The sequence below is a fragment of the Gordonia sp. (in: high G+C Gram-positive bacteria) genome, from assembly GCF_049299075.1.
In the GTDB taxonomy this organism is placed as follows: domain Bacteria; phylum Actinomycetota; class Actinomycetes; order Mycobacteriales; family Mycobacteriaceae; genus Gordonia.
Genome location: NZ_JBAQWU010000198.1, coordinates 1 through 9,120 on the forward strand (window position 1 = coordinate 1; position 9,120 = coordinate 9,120).

A 9,120-nucleotide genomic window follows, 5' to 3' on the forward strand; every position below is an offset into this window, starting at 1 on the left:
ATTCTGTCCCTATCTTGTCCCTCTGGACGTCCACAACCGGCCGAAACTGGCCGGAACTGTCCTAACGTCCCGAGGATATTAGAGCTGTTCAGACCCATATTACAGGTGGTCAGAGCCATATCCGAACGATAGCGCGTAGCTAGTTCAATCCTTGTATCGCGCACCGCAGCCAAGGACCCGGGTTTTCGTCCGGGTCCTTGCCGCTTCTCTGCCTCGGTCGCGCTAGCCGACCCGATTGGCGTCTGCCCCGGTAGAGTCCGCGCCCACGACAACGCGGTCCCGGCCCTCCCGCTTAGCGCGGTACAACGCCTCGTCAGCGGTCGCGATCAGCTCCCCTATCGGCGTTGTGCCGACACCCTCGGCCACGGCCACCCCGATCGAGACGGTCGCCGCGACGCCGTCTGGGCCGGGCAGCGTGGCCGTGCGGATCCGGCGACGCAACACCTCCGCACGCGCGACCGCGGCCTCGACATTCTCGACGCTGATCAGCACACAGAATTCGTCGCCGCCATATCGTGCCGCGAGATCACCCGGGCGCGCCCAACCCCGCACTTCGTCGGCGCACTGCCGCAGCAGTGCATCGCCGCGATCGTGTCCGTAGGTATCGTTGATTCTCTTGAACTCGTCTAAATCGAGCAGCAGGGCCGCATCGCACGCAGGTCCGGCCGATGTCCGACGCGCCTCCCGCTCGGCGAATCCGCGACGATTGAGCAGTCCGGTGAGCGGATCACGTTGCACTGACTCGCGCAGCTGATTCTCCAGCCGCTCCTGATGCATCAGTAGCAGCCCGATACTCCAGCCCAGCAACGCGACACCTTGCACAAAAATGCCAGCTTCCTGGACCGGACCGGATTGCAAGAATCCTGCGCCGGGGGCGAGTGCGTAGCCGTGGACGGCGCGCACAATATTCGAGACCACGGCGACGGACACCGCAGCGACGACCACAATGCGGGTACGCAGCGGCTCGTCCCGCTGATCGGCGATCGCCTCGAACACCAGCGTCACCAGCACAACCATCAAGCAGATGTTGACAACCAGGACTCGCGCGCCGAGATTGTCGCGCACCGCCGGTACCACCGTGAACAGGACGAAGACCATGACCGGCAGGACCGCGAATCGCCATGGCTGCGCAGGGCGGCCCGCGAACTGGCGCATGCCCACCAGCAGCAGCGTCCAGCCGGCGATCAGCAGCATGTTCGCCACGGCCACCGACATGATCACCGGCACCTGACCTCGCAGGGCCATCAGTAGCCATGCGGTAGCCGCGACGAGGTTGGCGACACTCCAGGTCGCCAGCGCCGAGGCGGTGCCACCCCGGGATCGGTAGCCCCACAGCAGCAGGCCGAAGATTAGATGGGTGGCCGCACAGAACAGCATCATCGTGCGTATGTCAAAAAACTCCACGCGCAGCTCCGTTCACCGTGCAGCAATGCAGAGTGCACATTCGTACTCTCATCCGGATGATTCAACGTTATCGCACGGCTTCGCCCGAGTCGCGGCCAGAGAAGCCGGCCCACGCCCCAGACACCTGCGGCGTAGTTGACCGTGCACGACCGCGGGCCGCATCCGCTCGGCACACGCCACACCCGCGGCGATCACCGCCATCACATTTCCGTGCCCCGCACCGACACCCCCAGCACGACCGGCCGCTTCCGCTCATCGGTCACCACGCGCACACTGCCAACGAACTCGGCCAAGCGAGTCTGCGATCTCGCGCACCACAGTCGAGCACCCGAGCTTCCATCCGAGTCCTCGCTGCATGTCCCACGGATTGGGGTGCGCGCACTATTGCCCAATTGAGTGCACGGATGTACTCTCATTCGAATGACCGACGATACCGTGGCACGTCGCCAGGAAGTACGCGCTCTGTCTGAATTGGGTCTAACCGAACTCGCCAAGGCCTCGGCGGGTCTCCACCAGACCCACCGTGCGGTATCCGATCGTGTCTTCACTGCGGTACGACGCGGTCTCGGGCCCGCCATCACACCGGTGCAGTCGCTGCACAACGGCATTACCGATAGCGTCTACCGCGTCGTCGGCGAGTCCACGAAGGCCGCAGGCCAGGTGAGCGGGAAGGTCCTCGACCTGCCGTTGTCCCGGCCGGTGTCGTCGACCACCCGAGGCGCCATGCTGATCGGTGTGGTCAACGGCCTGATCGGCGACGAGCTCGACGGCCTGCAGTCCCCTCTCACCGAGCACAACATCTCGGTCCGGGTCGCCGGTCGGCCCATCTCGGTCACCGCCGACGAACTCGCACGCGCTTTTCCCCGTGCCACCCGGCGGATCGCGGTCTACGTGCATGGCCTCACTGAGACCGAGCATGCCTGGCGCGTCGGTCAGCGCAAGTCGGCGCCGTATGAGCACCGGCTCTGGGCGAACGGTGTGACGAGCGTCTTTATCCGGTACAACTCCGGCCGTCGCATCTCGACGAACGGTCAGGATCTCGCGGAGTTGCTCGACGATCTGGTGCGCTTCTGGCCGACTGCGGTGACCGACATCGCGCTCCTCGGCCATTCGATGGGCGGCCTTGTCTTGCGTAGTGCAACCCACCACGGCCGCCAGGCCGATCACCGCTGGATCGAGCGCGTACGCACCACGGTCAGCCTGGGCACCCCCCACCTGGGCGCGCCATTGGAAAACGTCGCACACCATGCGAGCGCGCTGCTGACCGCTCATCCCGAGACCAACGCCTTCGGGCGGCTACTGCGTCGTCGTTCCGGCGGCATTCGCGATCTGCGGGCTGGTTCACTGCTCGACGAAGACTGGCACGGCCGCGATCCCGACGACCTCGCCGCGGCGTTGGCCGCCGAGATACCGCTGCTAACCGGCGCCGAGCACTACTTCGTCTCAGCGACGTTCACGCGTGATCCGCACCACCCGATCAGCCGGGTGATCGGCGACGGCCTGGTGCTACACCACAGTGCGGGTGGTCGTAACTCGACGCGGCACATCGGCTTCGCACCGGAGAACGGTATGCATGTCGGCCAGGCGAATCACCTCAGTCTGCTGAACCACAAGGAGGTCGGCGATCAACTCGTGAGTTGGATCGGCTGACCGCCGCCGCCCAGGCGGTCGTGTGGGCCAGCACACAGACGCAGTCGGAACCCAACTACGCTCGGCTGCGCCAGTTCGTCCGCCAGCCCGGTGAGCGATAGGCATCTGTACGGCAGAATCGAACCATGCCCGACGAGCTGCCACTGATCATCGAGGCCGTCACCCACCCGACTCTTGCGGCGGAAGTCGCCTTCGTGGCTGCAGTGACCTTCCCACTCGCATGTCCGGCACACTCGACCCGCGACGACATCGCCGCCCACATCGCCAGATCACTGGCTCCGCACCAGTGTGAGCACTGGATCAACGATCCCGGCTACACCGTCCTCGTGGTCCGCGAGAATATCGGCAGCCCACTCATCGGTTACGCGCTCCTGATCCACGGCGCCCCCATCGACGACGACGTGCGCGCCGCGGTACCCGGCGACGCCGTCACCGAAATCTCCAAGATGTATGTGCTCCCCCACCATCACGGCCCCCACGGCGGCCGGCCGGCACACCGTCTCATGGAGGCCGCCCTGGACGCCGCCCGCACGCACGGCTCCACGACCGCCTGGCTCGGCGTGAACCAGCTCAACGAGCGCGCCCAGCGCTACTACGCCAAGATGGGGTTCGCCCGAGTGGGCACCAAAAGTTTCCACATGAACGGCATCGTCGAGCACGACTACGTGCTGGCCCGGGACCTCTGAGGCAAACTCGGGGACCTTCGACCCCTGGCCACTCATGCGTTCCTGCGCATACAATGGTGGCATGAGCGATCAGAAGTGCGATAACCCAAACTGCACCTGCGACCCGTGCAACTGCGGGGCCAACTGTCAATGCGGCTCCGGCTGCAACTGCAGCAGCAAGTAGTCACCCGACCCGGTAGTCACTGATCTGCCAGTCACCCAGCAGCGCCCCGGCCCGGACTTCCCCACGACCGGGGCGTTCGGTTTTGCCCGGAACCCTTCGACAGGCTCAGGGAGCGAACAGGTGCCAGGGAGCGAACAGGTGCCAGGGAGCGAACAGGGGCCAGGGAGCGAATTGGGTCAGACGGCGGGTTCGGCCGAGCGGGACAGCGCCAGGAGGCGGGAGATGGCCCGCAGGTACTTCTTACGGTAGCCGCCAGCCACCATCTCCGGGGTGAAGATCTCGTCGAGTTTCACACCCGAGGTGACTACCGGGATGTCAGCGTCATAGAGGCGGTCGACGAGGGCCACCAGCCGCAGGGCCACCGCTTGGTCGTCGGCCGGATGCACATCACTGATGCAGACCAGCGAAACGCCGTCGACCAGCGCCTTGTACTTGGACGGGTGCAGCTTGGCCAGATGCGCGCTGAGGTCGTCGAACGAGTCGAGCGTCGCGCCCTCCGTCACGTCAGCGCGGGTCAGCAGTTCACTGTCAGAACTGGGCTCCGGCGCCGGCGGCAGGTCGCGGTGGCGGTAGTCGGGCCCGTCGACCCGGACGCTTTCGAAGATCCCGGACAGCTTCTGAATCTCGCGCAGAAAATCGCTGGCCGCGAACCGGCCCTCACCGAGTTGGCCCGGGAGCGTGTTCGACGTGGCCACGAGTGAGACGCCGCGTGCACTGAGTTCGGACAGCAGCCGGGAGACCACCATGGTGTCACCCGGATCGTCGAGCTCAAACTCGTCGATGCAGAGCACGCTGTGGCCCGAGAGTCGCTCGAGCGCGTCGGTGTAGCCGAGGGCGCCGACCAGATTGGTCACCTCACCGAAGGTGGCAAACGCCTTGGGTCCGGGCATCGAATGGTAGATCGACGCCAGCAGGTGCGTCTTGCCGACACCGAAGCCGCCGTCGAGGTACAAGCCAATACCGTGCGTGGGCGCCGCCTTCTTGCGGAAGAAACCGCGCTTGCCCCCACTGCGGATCGCGGCCGCGCGCGCCACGAAACCGCGGGCCGAGGCGACGGCCGCCGCCTGACTCGGCTCATCGGGATCGGGAATGTACGAGTCGAAACTGACGTGATCGAACATCGACGGGGGAACCATCTCACCGATCAGCGCATCCGCCTCGATCACGGGATTCTTCTCGGAAAGTCGGGCCACCATGGGCAGAAGCCTAACCAGTCGGGTACCACTGGAAGGATGTTCCTGCTGCAGAAAGCGACCGAGGTCACATGAAATGCCAATTCGTGCCCACTGTTAGTGTAGCCGCATGGCTGACGACGATCTCCTCCTAGCCGACCTGAGAAGGGCTCGGGTCGACGATGATCCAGGCCAGACAAGCACCAACGTTCAGCGCATTGCCGAGGATCTGTCAAGGTCCGACATGGAAAGACTTGCGCGTATTCTCCGCAAGCATCCCGACGTTCGGCATGCGAGCGCCGACGTCAGCGCCGAATGGTTCGTCCGGCGGCAGCCAGCTGAGCCGTCCGGCGGTGCGAAGTGGGACGAGTACATCACCGAATGGCTCACCAGCTTGCGGGACGGACGAGACAACGACGCATTCGAGATCGTGTTCTCAGCGATCGTCTGGCGGATCCGCAGCACCCACCCGGACGTCCTCGTCGCTCTCCCGCTGAGCCAAGTCTTAGCCGAGAAGGAGACGTCCTCTCCGGACTTCGACACCAACTTGTCCATCGTGCTGCAAGCCGCCCGTTTCGACTTCAACTTCGAACGGATCGAGCAGATCCTGGCTGCCGTCGGCGAAAGTGTGACCAACTCGTCCCTATACTACCGGGCCATGCTCCAGTACAGTCGGCTAGGCCGGGGCAAGCATGTGACTACCGAGGACATCCGATCCATCGCGAAGGACACGCAATCGGAGAAGATTCTGTCCCTGCTCCTGCACGGACTGTGGTTCACGGCCGACCGCGAATACGCCGAGGAAATGCTGACGATCGCCAAACGGTTGATCGTGATTAACAAGTTCAATCCGGTCACGTACATGCGCCAAGCATCAGCATTCCGGAGAACCGGGCAATACCCGGAAGCGATACGGGCGATCAATCTCGCCATCAGGCTCCACCCACCGAACGACCGCGAAGCGCACAACGACCTCAAACTGGAGCGGGTTACCATCGCAATCCAGCACGATGCCAAACTCCGCCTCGAGGCCGAGATTCGGGAGCGCCTAGAACGCGAAGGGGCCCGCCAACGGGCAAAGCTCAACGAATTGACGGCCCGCACCAATGACCAACTGTCTGACTCGCTGTTCAAGGTAGTGGAGATTCTGGGCGTGTTCTCCGCAATTATCGGTGTCATCGCCACTGTCGTCGCCGGTAATGCCACGGCGCGCGAAATGGAATGGTGGCAACGGCTGCTGATCGTCGTCGCTGGCGGCCTCTCGGTCCTCGCGTTCTTCTGGCTACTCCGTGTGATAGTCCGACCACCGACTCGACCAGTCGACGACCTGTTCGACGATGCGGACCGCGAGCTGGTCCAGCCCGACGACAGCACCACCGATTCCACTTACGAAGCGAAGTACCGCCCACGTATCACGTCGTCGGAGAGGTGGACATGAGATGACAACACCCAGACCAGCCGACCAACCCGCCCTAGCCGCTGAGTACGTCGCCGATGACAACGAGGTGATGGCCTTCACCGCACCCGACCTGATTTCGAATGCACACACCGCGACCGCAGAGTTGACCGCGCTTCTGCGTGAACGAATTACCTCCGTTATCAATAGCCGGTGCGGCGATCCCGGGATCATGCTGTCCGGCGGAATCGATTCGATCCTGGTGGCCGCGGTGGCCGCGGACCTCGGCTACTCCCCGCACGCCGTAACCGTCGTTACGGACGACGACGCCGACCTCGAGGATCTCCGCAGTCGCGACGTCGCACGTCATCTTGGTCTCCACCACGACGTCCTTGACCTCAACGAGGACCGGCTTTCCGGCGCAGCACGCGACTGCATTGATCTACTCGGAACGTGGGAACTGTGGGAGATCACCTCAGCGATTCCGATCAAGACCGCCTTCACCCGGTTCGCCGAACTCGGCGCTGGTCCGGTTCTCACTGGCGCAGGATCGGACGCGCTGTTCATGGGCGGTGCCGCACTGGATGTCGACCCGGCAAGTCCTGCCGGACTCGCCGAGTTTCGTGAGCGGGTAACCGCTAGGGTACGCGCCAACTTTACGCGGCAACGCCTAATCCCCGACTACTACGAGCGGCTTCTCGGTGACCGAGCCGACGATTTCATCCAGGTCTTTCAAACCACGCCATTCTGGCAATTCGCTATGCGGCTGGACCCGACCCTTCTCTGGGGCTCGGGGCCCGATGGCGACTACTACGACAAGTGGATTCTTCGCAAGGCTGCGATCGGACTTGGCGTACCTGAACATCTCGCATGGACCACGAAATCTCCGCTTCAAGTCTCATCAGGGGTCATCGGCGCACTCGCTCATTCCGCGCGCGCCAATCTTGCCGCCCAACCTGGCCAGGGAACGTATGCGAGTCCCCTCAACGAGCCGCTGGAACACACTGTTGTGCGACAGTTCCTCCGGCACCTACAAAGAGAGTATCGGTGACCCCTCTCGACGACGTTCTCGACACCTATACGTGGCCGGATTCACCCTGGTTACGCACGAACTTCGTGCTGGGCATCGACGGCAGTCTGTCCCGCGGCCACTCTTCCGCCGGACTTTCTTCCCCTGCGGACAATGCCCTGCTGCACCGGCTACGCGCCACCGCAGACGTCGTGCTTGTTGGAGCCAGCACAGCGGTCGCGGAGAATTACATCGGGATCAAACTCCCAGACTCCGAAGCGAGCGCGAGACGCGATCGAGGCCAAGGGCCACCGCCGCCGCTAGCAGTCGTCACGCGCTCCGGCCGAATCGGACACCCACAACGCTTCCTTACAGACACAATTACCGATAACTTCCTGATCCTCACATCCGACGATTCCGAAGCAACCGACGCTGCAAGCGCCGCCGTAGACGCGTCCGACGGCTCAATGCGCCTGATCCACGCCCCATCTGGGATACGCCAAGCTGTTGACGCACTCAAGGTTCGCGGACTTCGACACGTCGTCTGCGAAGGCGGACCACGGTTAGCCGCTGCGCTCGTGGATACTGGATTGGTCGACGAACTTTGTGTGACCATGTCACCCGAGATCGGCGGAGAAGGCCGGACCTGTCACACACACACAGTTCCAAACCGCTACGCGCCGTCGTTCTGCGGGACCGTCGACCACTTCCTTTTCACACGTTGGACCAGAATTCCTGGGGAGTCGGATTGAAGTCGCATGGATCAGGTCTCCTGGCGGCCCTGGCCGCCACCGCGGTACTGGCGACTGGCTGCACCGTCGGACCCGATCCCGGTCCGGGCATTGTGCACGGCGACGGCGGCACCGACGCCACCACCAGCACCACAGTGCTGCCCACCCTCAGCGTCCCCGCCCGCGACCTGAACTATTCCGAATGCGGCCCCGAGCTCGCCGCGGCGTACCGGACCAGCGCACCAGCCGACCTGCGCATCGACTGCGCCTCGTTCACCGTCGCGATCGCCCCTGGCGATGTGAACAGCTCGGACATCCGGGTCGCCGTGGTGCGCTTGCGCACCGCGAAGACGCCGGCCGATGCCGCCCCGCTGGTGCTGACCACCGGTACCGATGTGCCGAGTTCGCGACTGGCGCTGACCTTCGAGGCCAACCGCCTGGCGCCACTTCTGGACGCGCACCCGATCGTCACCGTGGACCGTCGCGGTACCGGCCGCTCGGCACCGATCGACTGCCTCACCACCGAACAGCGCGAGACGATCTACAACGACGGCGCCGCAGGCAACAGCGCTGTGTCCGCGCGCGCCACCGCGCTCGGCGGCGAGACCCGCCGGGGCGCCGACCTCTGCAATGACACCCTCGCCCCGGACCAGCTGCGATTCGCCAACGCTGACGCGGCCGCCGATCTGGAAAGCCTGCGCGAGTACTGGGAAGCCGACCGGCTCGGCCTGGTCGGCGTCGGCAGCGGATCCTCGGTGGCGCTGGCCTACCTGGGCGCCCACCCCGATCGGGTCGCCCGCCTCGTCCTCGACTCCCCCGTCGGCCTCAATGAGCAGGGCACCGCGGCTGCCGCCACCCGTGCAGCCGGGGTGCAGAATTCGCTGGCAGCCTTCGCCAGCCGTTGCGCGG

General features: G+C 64.6%; 8 protein-coding genes. 6 read left to right on the forward strand and 2 right to left on the reverse strand.

Annotated features, from left to right (window positions below; translation table 11 throughout):
• Nucleotides 1-222: 222 nt before the first annotated feature.
• A complete protein-coding gene (locus WAW85_RS06370; protein WP_422558790.1) occupies nt 223-1,404 on the reverse strand; it encodes a diguanylate cyclase in 1,182 nt (393 codons plus the stop codon).
• Between the two features lie 420 nt (nt 1,405-1,824).
• Here WAW85_RS06370 and WAW85_RS06375 point away from each other — a divergent pair, with 420 nt between their 5' ends.
• The gene (locus WAW85_RS06375; protein WP_422558791.1) at nt 1,825-3,054 is read left to right on the forward strand and encodes an esterase/lipase family protein; all 1,230 of its coding nucleotides are present in this window, start codon (nt 1,825-1,827) and stop codon (nt 3,052-3,054) included.
• A 125-nt stretch (nt 3,055-3,179) separates the two neighbouring features.
• Nucleotides 3,180-3,740 (forward strand): GNAT family N-acetyltransferase, encoded by a 561-nt coding sequence (locus WAW85_RS06380; protein WP_422558792.1) that lies wholly within the window; start codon nt 3,180-3,182, stop codon nt 3,738-3,740.
• Between the two features lie 339 nt (nt 3,741-4,079).
• Here the strand turns inward: WAW85_RS06380 and zapE are convergent, their stop codons facing one another.
• Entirely contained in the window at nt 4,080-5,099 is a 1,020-nt protein-coding gene (zapE, locus tag WAW85_RS06385; RefSeq protein ID WP_422558793.1) for a cell division protein ZapE, read from the reverse strand.
• 106 nt (nt 5,100-5,205) lie between these two features.
• Here zapE and WAW85_RS06390 point away from each other — a divergent pair, with 106 nt between their 5' ends.
• The 4 genes from WAW85_RS06390 to WAW85_RS06405 form a co-directional block, all read left to right on the forward strand.
• Complete coding sequence (locus WAW85_RS06390; protein ID WP_422558794.1) at nt 5,206-6,513, forward strand: hypothetical protein; 1,308 nt, start codon at nt 5,206-5,208, stop codon at nt 6,511-6,513.
• Between the two features lies 1 nt (nt 6,514).
• Nucleotides 6,515-7,522: an asparagine synthase C-terminal domain-containing protein gene (locus tag WAW85_RS06395; protein ID WP_422558795.1), complete on the forward strand. Its 1,008-nt coding sequence runs from the start codon at nt 6,515-6,517 to the stop codon at nt 7,520-7,522.
• Nucleotides 7,519-8,232 carry a dihydrofolate reductase family protein gene (locus WAW85_RS06400; RefSeq protein WP_422558796.1) on the forward strand — a complete coding sequence of 238 codons (714 nt, stop codon included), beginning with the start codon at nt 7,519-7,521 and terminating at the stop codon, nt 8,230-8,232. The genes WAW85_RS06395 and WAW85_RS06400 overlap by 4 nt, the downstream gene beginning before the upstream one ends.
• Nucleotides 8,229-9,120: alpha/beta fold hydrolase (locus tag WAW85_RS06405; protein ID WP_422558797.1), on the forward strand; the 892-nt coding region annotated here is incomplete at its 3' end. The genes WAW85_RS06400 and WAW85_RS06405, both read left to right, overlap by 4 nt.

Excerpts from the sequence above, each read along its gene's own strand:
- WAW85_RS06375 (WP_422558791.1), top strand. The coding sequence starts at position 1,825 with ATGACCGACGATACCGTGGCACGTCGCCAGGAAGTACGCGCTCTGTCT.
- WAW85_RS06380 (WP_422558792.1), top strand. The coding sequence starts at position 3,180 with ATGCCCGACGAGCTGCCACTGATCATCGAGGCCGTCACCCACCCGACT.
- zapE (WP_422558793.1), bottom strand. The coding sequence starts at position 5,099 with ATGGTGGCCCGACTTTCCGAGAAGAATCCCGTGATCGAGGCGGATGCG.
- WAW85_RS06390 (WP_422558794.1), top strand. The coding sequence starts at position 5,206 with ATGGCTGACGACGATCTCCTCCTAGCCGACCTGAGAAGGGCTCGGGTC.
- WAW85_RS06395 (WP_422558795.1), top strand. The coding sequence starts at position 6,515 with ATGACAACACCCAGACCAGCCGACCAACCCGCCCTAGCCGCTGAGTAC.